The organism is Bradyrhizobium sp. Ses1 (genome assembly GCF_059512365.1).
In genome coordinates, this window is sequence record NZ_JCAMOQ010000033.1 from 35375 (window position 1) to 55363 (window position 19989).

The window sequence follows — 19989 nt, forward strand, 5'->3', positions numbered from 1 at the left end:
CAACAAGATCGGAGCTTCCCCATGTCAGTCGAGTTCATCGGCTTCATCACCAACAACAATGCGTCCGAGACCATCGTGCGCTCCGGTCCCGTGCTCGATCCGCCCTATCTCGAGACGGTCGCCAAGGCGCATGAGCTTGCCGGTTTCGACCGCGCGCTGCTCGCGTTTCACTCGACGACGCCGGATGCGCTGCAGGTCGCCCAGCACGTGCTCGGCATCACCAGGACGTTGAAAGTGATGATCGCCCAGCGGCCGGGCTTCACCGCGCCGACGCTCTTGGCGCGTCAGCTCGCCACGCTCGACCAGTTCTACCCTGACCGCGTCTCGCTGCACGTCATCACTGGCGGCAATGCCACCGAACTGCGCCAGGACGGCAATACGCTCGACGACAAGGACGAGCGCTATGCGCGCACCAGCGAATTCCTCGACATCGTCCGCCTGGAATGGACCAGCGAGAAGCCGTTCGACTATCGCGGCAAGTACTACCAGGTCGAGCGGGGCTTTTCGCAAGTTAAGCCGCATCAGAAGGGCGGCATCTACACCTTTGTCGGCGGCGGCTCGGATGCCGCGGTGGAGGTCGCGGGCAAGCACGCCGACACCTTCGCGCTGTGGGGCGAATCTTATGCGCAGGTGCGCGACGTCACCGCGCGCGTGCGCGCTGCTGCCGCCAAGCACGGCCGGCCGGCGCCGCGCTTCAGCCTCTCGGTGCGGCCGATCCTCGCCGACACCGAGGAGAAGGCGTGGGCCAAAGCGCAGTCGATCCTCGAGCGCGCCACCGAATTGCAGGACCAGACCGGCTACCGTAAGCCAGCTGATGGTCATGCCACCGCGGGCGCGAAGCGGCTGCTTGCGCTTGCCGATCAAGGCGCGCGTATCGACAAGCGGCTTTGGACCGAGATTGCCAAGCTGACCGGCGCCAACAGCAACACCACGGCGCTGGTCGGCACGCCCGAGCAGGTGGCGGAGGTGTTCGCCGATTATTACGACCTCGGCGTCAGTCACTTCCTGATCCGCGGCTTCGATCCGCTGATCGATGCGATCGACTATGGCCGTGAATTGATCCCGCTGACGCGCAAGCTGATCGCCCAGCGCAATGCGACGCGTGGGATTGCCGCCGAATGATCCGGTTCGCTCTCGCTGTTTTGCTCGCGCTCAGCGGCACGAGCATCGCGTCCGCGCAAACCACGTTGCGCGTGGGCGACCAGAAGGGCAATTCGCAGGCGGTGATGGAAGCCGCCGGCGTGCTCAAGGACGTGCCCTACAAGATCGAGTGGAGGGAGTTCGCGGCGGCCGCACCGCTGTTGGAAGCGCTCAGCGCCGGCGCGATCGACACCGGCCTCGTCGGCGATGCGCCCTTCACCTTTGCCGCCGCGGCAGGCGTGCCGGTGAAAGCGATCGCGGCGGTGCGGCAGTCGCGCGAAGGGCTCGCGATCCTGGTGCCCGAGACATCCGCGATCAAGAGTTTCGACGACCTGCGCGGCAAGAAGATCGCAACCGGCCGCGGCTCGATCGGGCATCAGTTGATCCTGGCCGCGCTCGAATCCAGGGGCTGGCAGGCGAGCGATGTGCAGATCGTCTTCCTCGCACCCTCGGACGCCAAGGTCGCCTATACGCAAGGGTCGGTCGAGGCCTGGTCGACCTGGGAGCCCTATGTCAGCCAGGAAGAGGTACTCTTCAAGTCGCGCCGCGTAATCACCGCCGAAGGCATCACGCCCGGCCTCGGCTTTCAGGTCGCAACGCCGAGCGCGATCAAGGACAAGCACGAGCAGTTGCAGGATTTCGTCCGTCGCCTCGCCGCGGCGCGGGCATGGTCGCAGAACAATGTCGCCGGCTATGCCGAGACCTGGGGCAAGCTGATGAATATCCCGACTTCGGTGCCGCTGAACTGGCTGGCGCGGGCCAAGATCCAGATCACCCCGATCGATGACGCCGTCGTGAGCGACGAGCAGAAGACCATCGATCTCTATCACCGGTGGGGTCTGATCAAGCAGCAGCTCAATGCCGCCGAGATCGTCGACCGCTCGTTCGCGACGGCGATCGGCAAGGGCACGGGTTTGTAGGCCCGGGCCAATCTTCCACCTCCCCCTGAGGTCGAACAAGATGAGTCGCGAAAGCGCTCACACCAGCGTCATTGCGAGCGAAGCGAAGCAATCCATCTCTCCGCTTGTCGAGGCATGGATTGCTTCGCTGCGCTCGCAATGACGGGGGAGAGAGCGGCGGCTCGCAATGACGAGGGTAGGAGAGGGAGCGCACCTCCCGAATGCGTGATCGGCGGAAATAATCCGCTTGGCGAGTCGAGAGTGCCGAAAGGATTTTCCACGTTTCATCCTCGCAAGAATGTCAACGTTGCTATTTCTTGGCGTCCCTTGCCCGGACGGTTCACCCGGCCAAAATGAAGCAGAACGAACAATAGGGAGTCCGGGAGACCACCATGGGCCTGCATGAAACCAAGATCGAGTCGCTTCCCTTCGTCACTGCCGAGCTCAACTATCTCGCCCCGACAGCGGGCAAGCCACGCACCTACGCCTTTGATCCGCCGCCTGGCGAGCCCAAGTCGACGGCGCTCCCCGAACCCCACAACGTTCCGATCTTCGACGGCCGTCTGATCGCCAACCAGTTTTCGCTCGACCGTGAAGGCTTCGCTCTCGTCAAGCATCCGACCGTGGTGAAGAACTACTACGACGACAACGAAATCAGGCGCGTCTACTATCCCGCCGTCGAAGCCTTCCTGAAGGCGACATTGAAGGCGGATCGGGTCGTCATCTTCGACCATACCGTGCGCAAGCGCGTCGAGGGTGCACCTGATGTGCGTGACGGGACGCCGCGCCAGCCGGCGACTCGGGTCCATGTCGACCAGACCGATCTGTCCGGCCGTAACCGCGTGTTCGAACATCTGCCTGAGGAGGCCAACGAACTTCTCAAAGGTCGCGCCCAGGTGATCAACCTGTGGAGGCCGATCCGCGGGCCGCTGCGCGATGCGCCGCTGGCGATGTGCGACGGCCAGTCGGTGGAGCAGGGCGATCTCATCGCCTCCGACTTGATCTATCCGAACCGTCAGGGCGAGACCTATTCCGTGAAATACAATGCGAACCACCGCTGGTTCTATTTCCCGGAAATGACCCCCGACGAAGCGCTGCTGCTCAAGTGCTACGATTCGGCAACCGACGGCCGCACGCGCTTCGCGCCGCATACGGCCTTCATCGATCCGACGACGCCGGCTGATGCAGAGCCTCGCGAGAGCATCGAGGTGCGGACGCTGGTGTTCCATAAGCACTAAACTGCCCAATACCTAGGCAGAGATTGGCGTTCTCTGCCTATTGGTGATACGCCGTCCCGAAATTCCTCGGAAGACGAGACGATTCGTGGGCGGCGTTACCAAAGAAGATGCGGGGTCCAGTACCCGCACGCTGATTTATGCTCTGTTGGCCCTGGCTTGTGGCCATATGCTATCGACCCTGCTGCGGACGATCCCGGCCATCAGCCTCGACCTGATGGCCGCCGATTTCGCGACGCCGCCGCAGACGCTCGCGAGCCTGACCTCGATCTACCATTTCGCCTTTGCCGCATCGCAGGTTCCCGTCGGCGCCGCGATGGACCGCTTCGGCGTTCGCCCAGTCTCCCTGGGCCTGCTCATCGGAACCATCTTCGGGGCAGTGGCATCGGCGTTTGCGACCGGACCGGGGAGCTTCCTCGTTGGCCAGCTCATGCTGGGGATCGCGACATCAGGCATGCTGATGTGCCCGATGACGCTGGCTGCGAAACAGCTTTCCCCGCTCAAGTTTGGCCTGTGGTCGGGCGCGATCCTGTCGATCGGCAACATCGGCATGCTGCTGTCGTCGAGCCCACTGGCCTTCGTGGTCGAGCGTTTTGGCTGGCGCGCGGGGTTCTGGATATCGGCGGTCGGTGGTGTCGCGGTGCTGCTTGCGGTGTTCGCGCTGGTGCCGAGACAGCCGGCTGAACACAAGGACGATTCGTCGCCGCTTTCGCAGATGATGGAAGTCTTGCGCCTCGGCCTGTCCCATCAGCTCCGGGGCCTGGTCGCCTTGTCGCTGGTCTCGCTGGCCGCGTCGCTCGTGCTCAGGGGATTGTGGGGCGGCCCGTGGCTGATGGAGGTCAAGGGGCTCACCCGCATCGAAGCCGGCAACCAACTCGGCATGTTCACGCTGGCGCTGATCGCTGGGCCGGTCTGCATCGGCATGATCGATCGCAGGCTCGGCCACCGGCGCACCGTTGTTGCGGCATCCCATCTCGTATCGGCGCTGCTGCTTCTCCTGATGGCCCTGGGAGCTCCGGGCTACCCGATATCTGACCTGTTTGGCGTCGCCGTCATGCCGCCGCAATATGATCTCGTCCTGTTCGTCCTGATCGGTCTTGCCGTCTCGGCGCAGCCGCTGCTCTACGGCATGACCAGACAGCTCGTCGACGCCCAGAGCGCAGGCAAGGCGCTTTCGGCGATCAATCTCTCCTTCTTCCTCGGCGCGGCATTGATGCAGTCCATAACCGGCGCCGTGGCGGCACTCTATGGATTGCCGGCCGTGATGATCTTCATGGCAGCAGCCCTGCTGGCCGGCACGGTGGTGTTTTTGATCTATACGTCCCGGGCGGTGGCGATAAAATAGACGATGTTCTCCGCTTTGTTGGCGCTGATGGGAGTTCCTTTCGGCGCCAACCGTCGATGATCGCCAGATCGCTGCAATGCACCATTTCATTTCTCTGCCCATATTTACGCGCTATTGTTGTGGCGGGGAAACGCAGCAGGCTGCCGTTCGAGCAGGTTTGAGGCGATGCCGATGCAACAAAGAAAAGCAAGATTGTCGCTGTCCCTCGCCGCCGCACTGCTTCTCGCGTGGGCGCCGTCCAGCGCACAGCAGGCGTCCGAGGGAGGCGCCGCGGATAATGAGATCCGCATCGGCAACGTCATGCCCTACACCGGACCGCTGGCGGCCTTTGCGACCATCGGCAGGGCAGAAGCCGCCTATTTCGACATGGTCAACGAGCGCGGCGGCATCAACGGACGCAAGATCAAGTTCATCTCCGTCGACGACAGCTCCAATCCGCGCACCGCGCTTCAGCAGACGCGCGAACTGGTCGAGAAGCAGAACGTGCTCTTGATGTTCGGCTCATTCGGCACGCCGAGCAATCTCGCGACCCGGACCTATCTCAACGACAAGAAGATCCCGCAATTGTTCGTCGCTTCGGGCGACGAGGAATGGGCAAATCCGAAGACATATCCGTGGAGCATGGGCTGGCAGCCGACCTTCCGCGCGGAGGGCCAGATCTATGCGAATTACATCCAGGCGTCCTATCCCGACCGCAAGATCGCCGTGCTCTGGCAAAACGATCAGTTCGGCCGCGATCTGTTCAGGGGATTGCAGGAAGGTCTCGGCGATACCGCCGGCATGATCGTCGCCGATCTCGCCTTTGATGCGTCCGATACCTCGATCCAGGTGCAGATCAAGATATTGAAGGATTCCGGCGCCGACATACTGGTGTTCAACGGAGCGCCGGCGATCGCCGCCCGCGCCATTCGCATTGCGGCCGACCTGGATTGGCATCCGGTCTTCATCCTCGACAATGCCTCGGCCTCGATCGCCAGCGCGCTGCGGCCAGCGGGATTGCAGAATGCGCTCGGCGTGATCTCGACATCCTTCCTGAAGGACGCCGACGATGCGGCATGGAAGGAGGACCCGCCGATCAAGGCATGGTCGGCCTTCATGGACAAATACTATCCCGACGGCGACAAGGAGGACAGCTACGCCATCTTCGGCTACGCCGCGGCAGAGACCCTGGTCCAGGTGCTGAACCAGTGCGGCGATGATCTGTCGCGCGAGAACATCATGCGCCAGGCTGCGTCCTTGAAGAACTATCTCAATCCGGTCGCGCTGCCGGGGATCGCGATCAACACCGGCCCGACCGATTTCCGCCCGATCAAGCAGATGCGACTGGTGCAGTTCGACGGCAATGTCTGGCAACCGATCGGCGATGTGGTCGAAAGCGCATTTTTGAACGCGCCTAGCGATAAGTGATCGTACGGGATGAAATGCCGCTCCGTCCTCCCGGGCTGGAGCCGGGGCCCAACCACCGAGCTACTCAAGTTGACCAGCCGCCATCGATGATGTGGATCGCTCCTGTTGTAAACGCCGACTCATCCGAAGCAAGATATGTGACGAGAGCCGCGACCTCGTCGGGTCGACCAAGTCTTCCGAGTGGCTGCCGCAACGTAAAGCTCTGACGTGCTGCGGCATCGTCCAGTCCGTCCTTCAGTGCCTGTGCCTTTATGCGAGCTTGCAGGGAAGGTGACTCGATCGTCCCGGGGCAAATGGCGTTGCAACGAATCTGATGCGATACGAAGTCCGCCGCAACGGATTTCGTCAGACCGATCACGGCCGCCTTGGAGGCGCCGTAGGCGCAACGGTTCGGGACACCTTTCACGCTCGAAGCAACGGACGCCATGTTTATAATAGAGCCGCCGCGGCCGGCTTCGATCATTGCGGGAAGAAACGCCCGGATGGAGCGGTACATCGCTTTCACGTTCAAATCGAAGCTGAGATCCCAAGCGCTCTCCTCGCAATGCAGAATATCTCCTGCATGTACGTAGCCTGCGCAGTTGAACAAAACGTCGATCGGTCCGAGCGATTCGGCGAATTGCCTTACCTTGACTGGATCGAGCACATCCAGGCAATGAGCTCGCAGATGCAAGCCGCGGTCTGCATCTCTTCTCAACTCGTCGAGCGCGACCTGGTCGATATCCGTCGCCCACACCATTGCCCCTTCTGCGGCAAGCATCATTGCGGACGCGCGCCCGATACCATTTCCGGCCGCGGTCACAACGGCGGTCTTTCCAGCAAGACGTTTGCTCATCTGGCCCTCTTTAAAACGGCCGGCATTCTCAGCCGATCCTTTGATTTTCTTGCCTGCCTTCGCATTGCGCGGTTAGGCAGGATCCTTCCTGGCTGCGGCGTCTAATTTGGCGAGGGGCGGCGCGAAGCGGGCGCGCGGTTCATGTTGCGGCAGACCCAGCAGGATGACTGCGGCACCGGCTGCAATCACCGACAGGACCAAGTAGCCGACGCTGCTGTTGCCAAGGGCCTGCTCCGCATAGGTCTTGATCTGTGGCGAGAAGAACCCGCCCAGATTGCCCAGGGATACGATGAAGGCGATCCCGCTCGCCGCGCCGATGCCGCTCAGATATTGCGTCGGCAGGCTCCAAAAGACCGGCTGCGACGAGGTCAGCCCCGGGACAGCAATACAGAAGGCGATCACGAGCAGAATCGGATTGTTGGTGAATCCGACGGCGGCCGATGCCAGAACGCCGGCGATGATCAGCACTATAGCGACTTGGCGATGATTCTGATGCTGATCGGCGTATGCGGTCGCAAGCAGGGTGACGATCGCCGAGCACAGCCAGGGAAGTGCCAGCAGGAGGCCGATCGTAAAGTCGACTTTGCCTCCCGTGGCCGAGGCGAGCTTTGAGGGGAAGTAGAAAGAGAACGGCGAGGTGCCGACTTGGAAGCAGAAGTAGACCAAGATGAAGGCGATAACCCGCACATCCCTGAGCACACCGAGGGCTGAATGCTTTACCTGCCCCGCCTTGAGGGCTTCCTCCCGCGCGATTTCGTCGGACAGCGCCTTGCGCTCCGCCGGCGTCAACCAGGCCGCCTCCGCGGGCCGGTCGCAAAGATAGAAGAACGCAATGATGCCAACAAAAGCTGCGGCTAATCCCTCGACCGCAAGAACGAACTGCCAGTCCTTCAGACCCAGCACCCCATCGAATTGCAGCAAGTAGCCGCTGAGCGGGCTCCCGAATACGAGTGAGAGGGGGACGCCGAGATAGAACAGGCCGGTTGCCCGCGCTCGTTGCTTGGCCGGAAACCAGTAGGTCAGATAGAGCAGCACTCCCGGGTAAAAGCCAGCCTCAGCGACTCCGAGAAGAAAGCGCAGGACATAAAAGACGGTGTCCGAACGCGCGAATATCATCGCCGCGGAGATCAGTCCCCAGCTCACCATGATGCGCGCGAGCCAGGTGCGTGCGCCGACGCGCGTCATGATGAGATTGCTGGGCACCTCGAACAGGGCATAACCGATAAAGAAAATGCCTGCTCCGAAAGCATAGGCCGCGTCCCCGATGCCGGTATCGGCCTGATAGGCGAGCTTGACGAAGCCTATATTGACCCGATCGAGGAATGCCAGGACAAGCATTAGCATGAGGAACGGCAGCAAGCGCCATGCGGATCGCCGGATCGCGCTCTCCAGCGGCGAATCCAGGGTATTCTGCGACATCATCGGACCTCCCTTGTTTAAACTTTGTTGTCTTGCGCAATGTCTCAATGCGGTTTGCGGCACTCGTCGCCGGGCCGTCTTCGCTTGACGAGATAGAGATGCTCGCAGACGAGCACGGTTTCGTCGGACTGATTCAGCATCTCAATCGATTCGACGACCACACCCACATCGGCGCGCTTGGCGTGGTCGCGCTTGGTCGTGATGCTTGCGTTGACGGTGATGGTGTCACCGATGAAGACCGGGCGAATGAACCGCAACCGGTCGTAGCCGTAGGACATTGCATGCGGGTTGATCGTGGACGCGGTCATGCCGATGCCGACGCTGAAGACCAGCGTTCCGTGTGCGATCCGCTGCTTGAAATCCTGCTTGGTGCACCACTCGGCGTCCATATGATGCGGGAAATTGTCGCCAGTCTGGCCGGCGTGGATCACAATGTCGGCTTCCGTGATCGTGCGGCCGAGGGTGCGGCGGCTGAAGCCGATCTGGTAATCCTCGAAAAAAAGCTCGCTCACGATCATGCGTGAAACTCCTTGACGTCCTCCCGGCGCAGCAAGCGACGCCGCGAAGGCTCTTGCCGCCATTATTCAAATATGGAAAGTATTTTCATATATGGAAGAAAGTCAAGTGCCCCGAAAAAGCCGTCGAAAACGTCGGCGGCACTGGCCGGCGGCAATCCGGTCGTGTGCTATTGTCGCCGCCCATGGGCCGTGGGTGAGCAATGACGAAGAAACATGAAACGACGGAAGAGCTTTACAAGGCGCCTGCGCTGGACAAGGGCCTCGACATCATCGAGCTCTTGTCGAGTACCGATGAGGGACTTTCGCAGGCCGAAATCGCCAAGGCGCTCGACCGTTCACCTAACGAGATCTACCGGATGCTGGACCGGCTGGTTCGGCGGTACTACGTCGTGCGGACCAGCGAAGATCGCTACGAACTGTCCCTGAAGCTGTTTGGGCTGGCTCATCGGCATCCGCCCATGCGGCGCCTCGTAAGTCTCGCACTCCCTGCGATGCGCCGCTTCACGCGCAAGGCGGAGCAGGCCTGCCACATGGTGGTTTATGACCGGGGCAGCGGAGTGGTCATCGCACAGACCGATGCTCCGGATTATTGGGGGCTCTCGATACGGGTAGGTTCGCATATCAGCCTGCTGAACACCGGATCGGGCCACGTCTTGCTCGCCTTCGTGACCGAGACAGAGCGCAAGCTGATGCTCGACGAGCGAGTGCCTATTCCAGGCGAGACTTTACCGGAAAGGTTCGAGCAAATCATCGCAAAGGTGCGACAGCGAGGCTACGAGGTTCGTCCAAGCCAGCAAACCGCCGGAGTCACCAATATTTCCGCTCCGATTCTCAGCTCGACCGGAATCCCACTTGCGGCGCTTACCTGCCCGCATATTCGTCGTCTCGACCGCGACGACGCGCCATCACGAGACGACATTCTCGCGATGCTGCTCACGACGGCAGGCGAGATTTCTGCTGCCGCGGGCGTAGCCTGAATTCCGCCGCCGACCTGACGCCCGGCCAGTGACCCTCAGGTTGCGTTGGCCCGCCCGGTATTCGTCACGCCGAGGTTGCCATTCATTTGTAAGTATCATATTCATATAAGAATGATGGCGCCGGAGCGGATCAACTGCAGGGGCGCTTGAGCAGTCCGGCACTGCGAGCGAGAACTTGTCCGACAGAAGGTGGCCCGATGTTCGAAACGACGCTTCCCCTCGAAGGTCTTCTGGTCGTCGACATGAGCCAGTTTCTATCCGGTCCCTATTGCTGCCTCCGCCTGCTCGATCTCGGAGCGCGGGTGATCAAGGTCGAACGGCCGGAGAGCGGCGACCTGTCCCGTCGCCTGTATCTCAGCGACGCAGAGATCGGCGGCGACTCCACGATCTTCCACGCGATCAACCGCGGCAAGGAAAGCCTGGCCCTCGATCTCAAGGACCCGAACGATTTGGCGGCGCTGCGCACGCTCCTCGCGCGTGCAGACGTTGTGGTTCAGAATTTCCGTCCCGGCGTCATCGAGCGGATCGGGCTCGACTACAATGCCGTGAGAGCGCTCAATCCGCGCATCGTCTACGCGTCCATCACGGGTTACGGCAAGGAGGGGCCGTGGGTGCAACGCCCGGGCCAGGACCTGCTGGCACAGTCCCGGTCCGGCGTGATGTGGCTGAATGGCGACGATGCCCAAGGACCGGTCCCTTTCGGGCTTGCGGTTGCCGACATGATGGCCGGCGCGACGATGGCCCAGGGCATTCTCGCTGCCCTGGTCCGCCGCGGCGTGACTGGTGAGGGCGCTCATGTGGAGACAAGCTTGCTTGAGGCGCTCATCGACTTCCAGCTCGAGGTGCTGACGGTACATCTGAATGACGGCGGACGACTGCCCAGCCGTTCCGCGCGTCGCAGCGCTCACGCCTATTTGGCCGCGCCATATGGCGTGTATCCGACCAAGGACGGGTTCCTGGCGATCGCCATGGCGCCGATCCCGAAGCTTGCCGACCTGCTCGGGCTGGATGAGCTCGCACCCTATCGCGACGACCCCGCGAGCTGGTTCAATGACCGGGACGCTATCAAGGCCATCATCGCCCAGCGGCTGGCCGAGCGAACCAGCAACGACTGGCTCTCGATCCTCGAGCCCGCCGACATCTGGTGCGCGAAGGTCCTGACCTGGCCTGAATTGCTGGAGAGTGAGGGCTTCAAGTCGCTTGATATGCTGCAAACCGTGTCGCGCGAGGATGTCAGAATCCGGACCACGCGCGTGCCGCTGCGTTTCGACGGCTTCAGGCCGAAGGGCGATCAGGCGGCGCCGAAGATCGGTCAGCATTCGGCCGTCCTCCGCCGGGAGTTCGGGCTGTGATCCATCTCAAGGGCATGACGTGGAGCCATCCGCGCGGCTACGACCCGCTGGTCGCGTGCTCGGAGATATGGCGACGGCGCAGCGGAGTGAACATCACCTGGGAGCAGCGTTCGCTTCAGGACTTCGAAAGCTTCCCGGTGATGGAGCTCGCCGAGCGCTATGATCTGATTGTGATCGATCATCCGCATGTCGGGCAAGTCACCGAGGAGAAGTGCCTGCTGCCGCTGGATGTCACCGGCCGGGCGGCGGAGCGGACTTTGCTCGAAGCCGCATCCGTCGGCCCGTCGTATCTTTCATATAGGTGGAATGGAAGACAATGGGCGTTTCCGATCGATGCGGCCACCCAGGTCCAGGCGTTTCGACCGGACCGGCTGGCGCAAGCTCCGTCGGACTTCACCGAAGTGATGGAACTGGCGCGGCGCGGGCGAGTGGCACTTCCGCTCCGGCCGCCGCATTCCCTCATGGTGTTCTATACGCTTGCAGCGCATCTCGGCCAGCCATGCGGCATTGAACGTTCCCGGTTCGTGGATGCCGAGACGGGCCTCGAAGTGTGGCGCAGGATTCGCGAACTTGCCGAATTGATCGATCCCGCGGACCTCGATCGCGATCCGATCGCGGTGTTCGAAAGGATGGTCGATGATGCCTCGGACATCGACTGCGTTCCGTTCATCTACGGTTACGTGTCCTACGCCCAGACTGCCTTCCGCCGACGACTGATCCGTTTCGCCAACATCCCGACGATCGGCTCGCGCAAGCCGATTGGCGCCGCGCTTGGCGGTACCGGAATTGCCGTTTCCGCCAAGACGTCGCACGCGATGCACGCGATCGATTTCGCCTATTGGGTCGCAAGCGCAGAGGTGCAGCGCGGACCTTACGCCGCTGCCGGCGGCCAGCCCGGACATGCAACCGCCTGGGACGATCCGGTGGTCAATAGCGCGACCGCCGAGTTTTATCGGAGCACACGCGCGACGCTAGAGGGATCCTATGTTCGGCCGCGATACCATGGTTATATGGCGTTCCAGGCGGCGGCGTCAGAGCAGATCAACTCAGCGCTTAGAGCGCGCGAAAATGGTCTTGCATTGATCGGTGACCTCAATCGCCTGTTCGAGGCCGATCTTTCGATCGAACCCTAAGAGGTCGGCTGCGCAGTCTCGAAGCGCGGCCTACTTCTTCCCAGCCTGCCCGTAACTCAGCAGTCCACCCTTGGCCTTCGGCGGATGCGCGCGCAGGCCTTCTTCGTTCGGCTCGGTACCCCAGCCTGGCCGGTCCGGAATCACGAGGTGGCCGTCGACGATTTCAGGGACATGCGTGAACAGCTCATGGTCCCAGGCGAGCCGGTCGATGTCGGTCTCCATGATCCGCAAGTTCGGCACCGCCGCGGAGAAATGCGCGTTCATCATGGTGCAGAGGTGGCCGTAGAAATTATGCGGGGCGACGTTGACCTCGAAATGTTCGGCGGCGTTCGCGATCTTCATCGATTGCCAGACGCCGTTCCAGGGCGTGTCGATGATCGCGACGTCCATCGCCTGTTCGGTGAAGTAGGGCAGGAATTCGCGCAGGCCCAATAGCGTCTCGCAGGAGGAGATCGGATGCGGGCTCTGGCGGCGGATGTAACCTAGCGCTTGCGGGTTGAAGGTGTCGATCTCGACCCAGAACATGTCCATCTTCTCGATCGCCCGCAGGATCTTCAGATAGCCTTCGGTCTTGGCGTTGAAATTGAGATCGAGCAGGAGATCGACATCGGGCCCGGCGCCGTCGCGGATCGCCTCCAAATGCATGCAGAGATTGCGCAGCACCGTGCGGTCGACATTGATCTCGGGCTCGAACGGCGCGCCGAAGCCGGGCCGCCAGCCCTGCGGCTTGCCGTCGGTATAAACGAAGATGTTGGTCTTCAGCGCCGTGAAGCGCTTCTCGCGCACCTCGCGGCCGATCGCTTTGACGCCGTCGAGGTCGGTGATGGCCGGCTTGTACCAGTCGGGATGGTTGATGCGCCAGGTCGCGCAATGCGACCAGTAGACCCGGATGCGGTCGCGAATCTTGCCGCCGAGCAGCTCGTAGCAGGGCACGCCGAGCGCCTTCGCCTTGACGTCGAGCAGTGCGTTCTCGATCGCGCCGAGCGCCAGCGCCACCACGCCGCCGGCGGCCGGCCGGGTCGCGGAGAACAGTTCGGCATAGATACGCTCGTGCTGCAGCGCGTTCTTGCCGATGATCCGCGTCGACAGCCGCTCGATCGCGGCGGTGACACCGGGTGCGCCAAAGCCCTCGTCGAACTCGCTCCAGCCGACGACACCGTCTTCGGTTGTGATCTTGACGAAGTGGTAATTCCGCCAGCCGGCATCGCAGGCGAGCGTTTCGATGCTTCTGATGTTGGACGACTTGCCCATGGTTTCCTGCCCGGCGTTGTTGTTTCGTTGAGCCGATAACAACAATGGAACGGCCGGCGCGTCAATCACATCAGCGGCAATCCAGGTCGGCAGGTTGCGATTAGCTCTTTGGCGGAAACAGCATTGGCCGGCGCCGTTCGAAGGTCTGGCGGCCCCCCTTGAAGCCCATGAGCACCTCGGGCAATTCCGCGATCGCGGCGCGGCCGCTATCGGTATCGAGCACGATGATGTCAGCGGGATTGCCGATGCTAATGCCGTAGTCCCGCAGGTTCATCAGGCGGGCAGGGAGGTCCGTCACCAGATCGAGGCAGGCGTCGAATTCGTTGACCTTGGCATGGGCGATGTTGGCGTAGAAATTGGCCATCCGCAGCAGCGAGGCATCGCCGAACGGCGTGAACGGATTTTGCACATTGTTGGTCGCGACCGAGCAGAGCACGCCGTCGGTGACGAGTTTGTGCGCGACGGTCAAGCCACGCGGCGCGTTATGTGTCGCGTCGCGCCCCAGCAGATAGAGGTCGGTCGCGGGTAGGACGGTGACCGCAACGCCAGCGTTTGCCAACCGTTCGGTCGCCGTCTTCAGCCGATCCGGTGGCAGCGCCGAGAGCTTGGTCGCATGGCCGATGGCGACGCGTCCTTGATAGTTCCGGCGTTCGGTCTGGCGGCACACTTCTTCCATATGCCACCAGGACGGATCGAGGTCGAAGTCAAGATGCAGATCGACGTCGACGTCGAACGCCTGCGCCAGATCGAAGATCTTCTCGATATGCGCGTTCGGATCGGTGTCCACATAGGGACAGCCGCCGATCGCCTCGCCGCCGTCGCGCAGCGCTGCGATCAGCAATTCCTCGGCGCCGGGATCGTTGGTCAGCCCTTCCTGCGGGAACACGCACGGGGAAATATCGATCGCCCAGGCATAATCGCGCTTCAGCGCCTTGATCGCCTGGAAGCCGCGCAGGCCGATGCGCGGATCGATCTCCACATGCGTGCGCATCCGCGTCGTGCCAAAGGTGATCGCGCGCTCGATCACGCGCGCGCCCCGAGCATAGATGTCCTCGACGGTGAAATCGCGCTTCATCGCCGCCACCGCCCGGATGGCTTCGCTGACACTGCCATGGTCATGGGCGCAGCGGCCGAGCAGGCAGGCCTTGTCGAGATGGATATGGGTGTCGACGAAGCCTGGCAGCACGAGCTTGCCGCCGACATCGATTTCCGCCGTCTCACAGATGAGATGACGTTCGATCGCCGCGATCCGGCCGCCGGCGATGCCGATATCGACCGGCGTGCTCGCACCTCGCGTGCGCGCATTGCGGAAGAGGAGATCGAAGGCGGTTCGCATCGTCGTCAGCGTCCGCGCGCCGCCTTCGGCAGTTTCACGACGCGGCCACCCTCCGCCTCTTCGGCATAGGGGGCAAGGATATCGAGCAAATCGCGGCCGCGCTGCGGGACCGGAGTAACCAGCGCGCGGCCCGCCACCGAGTCCAGATGGCTGTGCATCAGGCTCATCACCTTCTCCTCGTCGCCCCTGACCAGCGCCGCAATGATCGCGCGATGCTCGTTGATGGCGCATTCCGAGGAATGCGGGCGGCTGAACAGCGACAGCGTCAGGCAGCAGCGATAGGCGATCTCGCTGACGTACCGGATCAGGATCGGGCTGTTGGTCATGTGCGCGAGCAGGATGTGGAATTCGGTCGCAAGCCGGATCGAGACCGGGTCCGAGCCGCCGCGCGCACGGTCCTCGGCATCGACATGCGCATTCAATTCCGCGATCTGCGCCTTGGTGAGCTTGCCGGCGAGATGGCGCACCACGAGCCGCTCGAGCTGAATCCGGACATCGAAGGCGTCGCGCGCATCCTGCCAGCTCGGCGTCGCCACCACGGCGATGCGGTTGCGGCGCAGTTCGACCAGCCCCTCGGCCGCCAATTGCCCGAGCGCATGGCGCGCAATGGTGCGGCTGACGCCGAAACGCTCGCCGAGCGAATCTTCCGGTAGCTTCGCGCCCGGCTCCAGCGCCTGCTCGATGATGGCGCGGCGGAGCGCGCGGCAGATCACGCTGACCTTGTCGGACGATTCAGCAGTCTTGCTGGCCGCGCGCGGCGCCATCGGTTGGTCCCGTAAGTGCTTGCGGGCCGATTCTTAGCACAGGCGTCCAATAATTGTGCGCACGAATTGCATGCACTTTGATGAGCCGATTGCCTAAAAAGAATCCGCCGGAGCAGTACCGATTCCCCTAATCGCGTTGATTCCGTAGGAAAGCCGCGCTGGCATCTGGCTTGCATACACTTTCTGCCGTGATGCGCATGCAAGCAAATTCCGAATTCTCCGGCGAGCCGGTTCCTTCCGGAAGCGCGCCGATTGCCATTGAACTATCCGACGCCTCCGTGACGTTCGGCCGTGGCGCGCGTGCAGTGCCGGCGTTATCGACAACGACACTGCGGATCGCGGACGGCGAGTTCGTCGCGCTGGTCGGTCCGTCCGGCTGTGGCAAATCGACGATCCTGCGGTTGGTCAGCGGCCTGGTGCAGCCGACTACGGGCGTCGTCATCGTCGGCGGCCGCGAGGTGGCGGCGCGTGCGATGCGGGTCGGCATGGCCTTCCAGAATCCGACCATGCTGCCGTGGATGACGATCGAGCGGAACATCATGCTGCCGCTCAAGATCGTTGAGCCGTTCCGCTCGCAGTTCCGAAGACTCCGCAAGAGCGAATTCCGCGACAAGGCCAACGCGCTGTTGGAGCAGGTTGGCCTGAAAGGTTTTGGTGGCCGCTTTCCCTGGCAGCTATCCGGCGGCATGCTCCAGCGCGCCAACCTCTGCCGCGCGCTGATCCATGAGCCGCGCCTCTTGCTGCTCGACGAGCCGTTCGGCGCGCTCGACCAGTTCACGCGCGAGGAATTGTGGTCGATCCTGCAGGGGCTCTGGATGACGCACAAGCCGACGGTGCTGCTGGTCACCCACGATCTGCGCGAGGCCGGCTTTCTCGCCAGCCGCATCTGCGTGATGAGCGCGCGGCCCGGCCGCATCCTCGACGACGGCCATGTCGGCTTTGCGCGGCCGCGCACGGTGGCGATGACCTTCGAGCCTGATTTCGTCGCGCTGAACCAGAAGCTGCGCGCGATGATCGTTGACGCGCGCAGTGCAGTGCAGGAAGGAGCGGTCTGAGATGACAGCACTCGATATCAGGCAGAAGGCGTGGTCGGCGGCGCTGATCGTGCTGTTCTTCGTCGCCTGGGAACTGTTCTGCCTGATGACCGGCATGTCCGATCTCGTGCTGCCGCGTCCGTCGCAGGTCTTCGTGACACTGTTCGAGCGCTTTCCGGTGCTGTGGCCGCACATCGTCCAGACGCTCGCGACCACGATGTTCGGCTTCGTATTGGGTGTGGCGCTCGGTGTCGTGCTCGGCGCCTTCATCGGCGTCTCGAAGACTGCCTATGACACGGCCTATCCGCTATTGATCGGCTTCTCCTCGATCCCGAAGGTAGCGGTGGTACCGATCTTCGTGCTCTGGTTCGGCTCCGGCACGGTGCCGGCGGTTCTCACCGCGCTGTCGATCTGCTTCTTCCCGATCGTCGTCAACATCGCCACCGGGCTTGCCACCACCGAACCCGAACTCGAGGACGTCTTGAAGGCGCTTGGCGCCAGCAAATTCGACATCCTCTGGAATGTCGGTCTGCCGCGAACGATGCCGTTCTTCTTCGCCTCGCTGAAGGTCGCGATTTCCTACGCCTTTGTCGGCGCGGTGCTCTCGGAGACCGTCGCCTCCAATCGCGGCATCGGCAATGTGATGATGACCGCATCCTCCAATTTCAACGTGCCGCTGGTGTTCGCCGGCCTGTTCGTGCTCGCCGGCCTCGGCGTCGCGCTCTACGTCGTGTTCTCGCTGATCGAAGGCCAGGTCACCGGCTGGGCCACGCGCAAGAACGACGCGATTGCCACCTGAGAAAGAGTTTTATCAACCATCATTCATGAGGTCGTCATGTCAAGGAAAGTGAGCGCCGCGCTGTTGGGACTAATCCTGTTAACAGGGCCAGCGGCGGCCGAGGAAACCACGATCAAGTTCACGCTCGGCTGGAAGACCCAAGGCTCCGACGCCGCCTTCTTCTACGCCAAGGACCATGGCTTCTTCAAAGAGGAAGGCCTCAACGTCGTCATCGATCAGGGCGAAGGCTCGGGCGCGACCGTGACACGCATCATGTCCGGCGCCTATGACGCCGGCTTCGGCGACGTCAATGCCATCATCCAGAATGCTTCGACCAAGCCGCAGGACGCGCCTGTGATGGTCTACATGATCTGGAACCAGCCGCCGTTCGCGATCGTCGCCAAGAAATCGAGCGGCATCAACACCATCAAGGATTTCGAAGGTCACACGCTCGGCGGCGCGCAGGGCACGCCGACCACGCGGCTGCTGCCGGTGTTCGTGCACAAGAACGGGCTCGATGGCGAGAAGATCAAGATCTCCAACATGGCGCCGAACCTGCAGGAGCCGATGCTGATCAAGGGCGACATCGACGCCGCGCTCGTCTTCAACATCACCAGCTATTTCAACCTGGTGCTGAACCGCCAGGATCCCGAGAAGGACTTCAAGTGGTTCTCGTTCGGCGATTACGGAATGGATCTCTATTCCAACGGCGTGATGGTCTCGCGCAAATTGCTCGCGTCCAATCCGAAGGCCGTCGCCGGCCTCGTCCGTGCCATCAACAAGGGCCTGATCGCAGTGGCAAAAGACCAGAACGCCGGCATGAAGGCCGCGGTGAATTTCGACAATTTGATCAATGTCGACGTCGAGAAGCGCCGCCTGCAATATTCCTTCGACAAGCTGATCGTCTCGCCGGAGATGAAGGAGATCGGCGTCGGCGACGTCAAGGATGACCGCATGGCCCGCGCCATCGGCATCATCGTCGAAGGCTATCAGCTCACCCGCACGCCGACGCCGTCCGAAATCTTTAGCCGCGAGTTCCTGCCGCCGCGGGCGGAGCGGGAGTTGGTCTACACCACTAACTGAGATAATCTGCGGTCATGGCGAACGAAGTCCCGGCACATAGCCTATTCGCCGGTCGTGACCGCGGCGTGCTCAACGACGTCGTGCTCCGGCACGACAACGGCATCATCACCTCCATCGACCGGGGAGCGCCGCCGGCGGGGCCGCGCTCCTTCGTGCTTCCTGCTTTCGTCAACGCCCATGATCATGCACGGCCGACCGCATCGTCCTTCGGCGCGCTCGGCATGCCCCTGGAGAGCTGGCTGCTGCGCTCCGCACTGGGCTCGCCGGTCGATCCCTATCTCACTGCGGCCTCCGCGCTGGCACGCTCGGCGCGCGCCGGCTGCGCTGCGATGATGGTGCATTACACCCGCCCGAGCGGAACCATGCCGCTGGTGGAGGAAGCCAAAGAGATCGCGCGCGCCGCTTCCGACGTCGGTATCCGCATCGCCTTTGCGATCGCGGTGCGCGACCAGAATCCGGTTGTCTATGGCGATGCCGAGCTGGTGCTATCAAATCTATCCGGCGACGATCGCAAGACGATCAAGGACCTGTTCGTCCGCGCGCCGATGTCGCCGAAGGCCTATATCGAACTGACCGACGCCATCGCCGCGGCGATTGCAGGCCCAAAGATCGACGTGCAGCTTGGCCCCGCCGGCGTGCAGTGGTGTTCCAAACCGTTGCTGGAGGCCGTCGCCGAAAATTCCGCGCTGACCGGCCGCCGCATTCACATGCATCTGCTGGAAACGATCTATCAGCGCGCCTGGGCGGACCAGAACTTTCCTGATGGCGTCGTCCGCTATCTGCGCGACATCGGCTTTCTCTCCGACCGCCTGACGCTCGCGCATTGCATCCATGCGCGACCTGACGAGCTGGACATGATCGCGGCCTCCGGGGCGCGCATTGTCACCAATTTCAGTTCCAACATGCATCTGCGTTCCGGCCTTGCGCCGATCGCCGCCGCGCACAAATGCGGCTGCGCGGTCGCGGTTGGCGTGGACGGGCTCGCGCTCGATGAGGACGACGACGTGCTACGCGAGATGCGGCTGGTGCAGATGATGCACGGCGGCGTCGGATTCAAGCGGACCTGGACGCCGGCCGAGTTCTTCGCGCTCGCGATCCGCAACGGCCGCCGCGCGACCGGCGCGCCGGGTAGCGGCGAGCTTTCGCCGGGCGCGCCGGCCGATTTCGTCACACTTGATCTCGATCGGCTCGACGGCGACCAGATCCTGCTGGTCGACCCGCTCGATCTCTTGTTCGCGCGCGGCAATGCGTCGCTGTTCAAGCAAGTCGTTGTCGATGGACGCACGATCGTCAGCGAAGGCCATGTCATCGGCGTCGATCTTCCTGCGATTGAACAGGAGTTGCGCGCGATCTATCGCAGCAGTGCTGCAAAACTCTCGCACTTCCAGCGCATGTGGCAACCGCTTTCGACTTCGCTCGAAAATTGGTTCGAAGCGCAATTCGACTGCCGCTAAACGCAAGCACGTCAAAGCGAATTCCGCAA

18 protein-coding genes are annotated in these 19989 nt (G+C 62.5%); 12 read left to right on the forward strand and 6 right to left on the reverse strand.

The window, feature by feature from the left end; translation table 11 throughout:
• The first annotated feature begins 21 nt into the window (after window positions 1-21).
• The 5 genes from AC5ZG5_RS29840 to AC5ZG5_RS29860 all read left to right on the forward strand — a co-directional run bounded on the left by AC5ZG5_RS29840 (window position 22) and on the right by AC5ZG5_RS29860 (window position 6026).
• Window positions 22-1122, forward strand: a complete 1101-nt coding sequence (locus AC5ZG5_RS29840) for an LLM class flavin-dependent oxidoreductase (protein ID WP_456643994.1) — start codon at window positions 22-24, stop codon at window positions 1120-1122.
• Window positions 1119-2060 (forward strand): ABC transporter substrate-binding protein, encoded by a 942-nt coding sequence (locus AC5ZG5_RS29845; protein WP_456643995.1) that lies wholly within the window; start codon window positions 1119-1121, stop codon window positions 2058-2060. Before AC5ZG5_RS29840 ends, AC5ZG5_RS29845 begins: the two co-directional genes overlap by 4 nt.
• A gap of 371 nt (window positions 2061-2431) precedes the next feature.
• Window positions 2432-3277: a CmcJ/NvfI family oxidoreductase gene (locus AC5ZG5_RS29850; protein ID WP_456643996.1), complete on the forward strand. Its 846-nt coding sequence runs from the start codon at window positions 2432-2434 to the stop codon at window positions 3275-3277.
• Window positions 3278-3362: 85 nt separating this feature from the next.
• A complete protein-coding gene (locus AC5ZG5_RS29855) occupies window positions 3363-4619 on the forward strand; it encodes an MFS transporter (RefSeq protein ID WP_456643997.1) in 1257 nt (418 codons plus the stop codon).
• A 171-nt stretch (window positions 4620-4790) separates the two neighbouring features.
• Window positions 4791-6026, forward strand: coding sequence for an ABC transporter substrate-binding protein (locus AC5ZG5_RS29860; protein ID WP_456643998.1), 1236 nt, complete (start codon window positions 4791-4793; stop codon window positions 6024-6026).
• Window positions 6027-6090: 64 nt separating this feature from the next.
• Here the strand turns inward: AC5ZG5_RS29860 and AC5ZG5_RS29865 are convergent, their stop codons facing one another.
• The 3 genes from AC5ZG5_RS29865 to AC5ZG5_RS29875 form a co-directional block, all read right to left on the reverse strand.
• Window positions 6091-6861, reverse strand: coding sequence for an SDR family oxidoreductase (locus AC5ZG5_RS29865; protein WP_456643999.1), 771 nt, complete (start codon window positions 6859-6861; stop codon window positions 6091-6093).
• A gap of 72 nt (window positions 6862-6933) precedes the next feature.
• Window positions 6934-8343 (reverse strand): MFS transporter, encoded by a 1410-nt coding sequence (locus AC5ZG5_RS29870; protein WP_456644000.1) that lies wholly within the window; start codon window positions 8341-8343, stop codon window positions 6934-6936.
• On the reverse strand, window positions 8325-8798 hold the full coding sequence (locus AC5ZG5_RS29875; RefSeq protein WP_456644001.1) for a MaoC family dehydratase: 474 nt from the start codon (window positions 8796-8798) through the stop codon (window positions 8325-8327). Before AC5ZG5_RS29875 ends, AC5ZG5_RS29870 begins: the two co-directional genes overlap by 19 nt.
• A 200-nt stretch (window positions 8799-8998) precedes the next feature.
• On the opposite strand from AC5ZG5_RS29875, the gene AC5ZG5_RS29880 reads away from it, so the two are divergent.
• The 3 genes from AC5ZG5_RS29880 (at window position 8999) to AC5ZG5_RS29890 (ending at window position 12260) form a co-directional block, all read left to right on the forward strand.
• Window positions 8999-9775, forward strand: coding sequence for an IclR family transcriptional regulator (locus tag AC5ZG5_RS29880; protein ID WP_208824636.1), 777 nt, complete (start codon window positions 8999-9001; stop codon window positions 9773-9775).
• A 197-nt stretch (window positions 9776-9972) separates the two neighbouring features.
• Entirely contained in the window at window positions 9973-11127 is a 1155-nt protein-coding gene (locus AC5ZG5_RS29885; RefSeq protein ID WP_456644002.1) for a CaiB/BaiF CoA transferase family protein, read from the forward strand.
• Window positions 11128-11141: 14 nt separating this feature from the next.
• Window positions 11142-12260: an extracellular solute-binding protein gene (locus AC5ZG5_RS29890; RefSeq protein ID WP_456644036.1), complete on the forward strand. Its 1119-nt coding sequence runs from the start codon at window positions 11142-11144 to the stop codon at window positions 12258-12260.
• A gap of 30 nt (window positions 12261-12290) precedes the next feature.
• On the opposite strand, the gene AC5ZG5_RS29895 is transcribed toward AC5ZG5_RS29890, so the two are convergent.
• From AC5ZG5_RS29895 to AC5ZG5_RS29905, 3 genes are all read right to left on the reverse strand, one after another.
• Complete coding sequence (locus tag AC5ZG5_RS29895) at window positions 12291-13511, reverse strand: mandelate racemase/muconate lactonizing enzyme family protein (protein WP_456644003.1); 1221 nt, start codon at window positions 13509-13511, stop codon at window positions 12291-12293.
• A 100-nt stretch (window positions 13512-13611) separates the two neighbouring features.
• Entirely contained in the window at window positions 13612-14847 is a 1236-nt protein-coding gene (locus tag AC5ZG5_RS29900) for an amidohydrolase family protein (protein ID WP_456644004.1), read from the reverse strand.
• A gap of 5 nt (window positions 14848-14852) precedes the next feature.
• On the reverse strand, window positions 14853-15611 hold the full coding sequence (locus AC5ZG5_RS29905) for a GntR family transcriptional regulator (protein ID WP_456644005.1): 759 nt from the start codon (window positions 15609-15611) through the stop codon (window positions 14853-14855).
• A gap of 197 nt (window positions 15612-15808) precedes the next feature.
• On the opposite strand from AC5ZG5_RS29905, the gene AC5ZG5_RS29910 reads away from it, so the two are divergent.
• Genes AC5ZG5_RS29910 through AC5ZG5_RS29925 form a run of 4 tightly spaced genes read left to right on the forward strand, consistent with a single transcriptional unit; the run spans window position 15809 to window position 19960 of the window.
• Window positions 15809-16666 carry an ABC transporter ATP-binding protein gene (locus AC5ZG5_RS29910; RefSeq protein ID WP_456644006.1) on the forward strand — a complete coding sequence of 286 codons (858 nt, stop codon included), beginning with the start codon at window positions 15809-15811 and terminating at the stop codon, window positions 16664-16666.
• A 1-nt stretch (window position 16667) separates the two neighbouring features.
• Entirely contained in the window at window positions 16668-17444 is a 777-nt protein-coding gene (locus AC5ZG5_RS29915) for an ABC transporter permease (protein ID WP_456644007.1), read from the forward strand.
• Between the two features lie 36 nt (window positions 17445-17480).
• A complete protein-coding gene (locus AC5ZG5_RS29920; RefSeq protein WP_456644008.1) occupies window positions 17481-18506 on the forward strand; it encodes an ABC transporter substrate-binding protein in 1026 nt (341 codons plus the stop codon).
• A gap of 14 nt (window positions 18507-18520) precedes the next feature.
• A complete protein-coding gene (locus tag AC5ZG5_RS29925) occupies window positions 18521-19960 on the forward strand; it encodes an amidohydrolase family protein (RefSeq protein WP_456644009.1) in 1440 nt (479 codons plus the stop codon).
• The last annotated feature ends 29 nt before the right edge of the window (window positions 19961-19989 follow it).